A 1260-nucleotide genomic window follows, 5' to 3' on the forward strand; every position below is an offset into this window, starting at 1 on the left:
GAAGTCAGCACCCAACTGCGTGCCATCCATCCCGCCGATTTCCCTTGCGTTCACGGGGGCGCCCACAGAAGAGAACGGGCTCTCAGAGGGCGAGGTCCCAATTGGCGCCAACGGGGACCCAGCACACAACCTAATGTCCTGATCGCGAAATTCCTATGGTTATGCAGGTGATCGTAGGGAGAGCCGCGATGGGCAAACCGGCGGTAACGATTAGGCTGAGTGAGGCCGAACGTCGGGAACTGGAATCCCTGGCTCGGGCTCACAAGACCGGACAGGCGATGGCGCGCCGGGCCCGCATTGTGTTGGCCGCCGCCTCGGGTCTGGAGAACAAGGCGATCGGCGCTGAGGTTGGCGCGGACGCTAACACGGTCTCGAAGTGGCGTCGGCGCTTCGCCGTGCATCGCCTGGACGGGCTGCTCGATGAGCCCAGACCAGGCACGCCGCGCACGATCGGCGATGACGCGATCGCCGATACCATCCGGCTGACGCTGGAAACAACGCCGCCAGGTGCGACACATTGGTCTCTGCGCTCCATGGCTCGGGCCGTCGGGTATGCGCCATCGACCATCCACCGCATCTGGCGGGCCTTCGGGCTGCAGCCGCACCGGAGCGAGACCTTCAAGCTCTCCAATGACCCGCTCCTTGTCGAGAAGGTGCGCGACATCGTCGGGCTCTACCTGGCACCGCCGGACCGCGCGCTGGTGCTGTGCGTGGATGAGAAGTCCCAGATCCAGGCACTCGACCGCACCCAGCCCCTGCTGCCGATGCGTCCCGGCCAGGCGGAGCGGCGCACGCATGACTATACCCGCCATGGCACCACTTCGCTGTTCGCGGCGCTGGATATCGCGACCGGGGCGGTGATCGGCCGCTGCTATCCGAGGCATCGCTCCACCGAGTTCCGGAAGTTCCTGGATCAGGTGGAGGAAGCCGTGCCCCCAAATCTCGACGTCCATCTCGTGATGGACAACTACGCCACCCACAAGACCAAGCCGATCCGCGACTGGCTGCTCAAGCGGCCGCGCTGGCATGTCCATTTCACGCCCACCGGCGCCTCCTGGATCAATCAGGTCGAACGCTTCTTCGCCCTGATCACCGACAAGCAGATCCGGCGCGGCATCCATCGTTCCACCCAGGCGCTCGAGCGCGACATCCGTGCCTTCATCGAGGCCCATAACGTCGATCCCAGACCGTTCCGCTGGACCAAGTCCGCCGACGACATCCTCGGTGCCATACAGCGCTTCTGCCAGCGCACCCAGCAGA

Annotated in this window: 1 protein-coding gene; it reads left to right on the top strand. The window is 65.0% G+C overall.

The genetic code is table 11. The features are described 5' to 3' along the window. Window positions 1-188: 188 nt before the first annotated feature. The coding region (locus tag EBE87_RS28240; protein ID WP_120641282.1) for an IS630 family transposase at window positions 189-1260 on the top strand (1072 nt) is incomplete at its 3' end.

Origin of the sequence: Teichococcus wenyumeiae (assembly GCF_003696345.1) — a bacterium.
Lineage (GTDB): Bacteria > Pseudomonadota > Alphaproteobacteria > Acetobacterales > Acetobacteraceae > Pseudoroseomonas > Pseudoroseomonas wenyumeiae.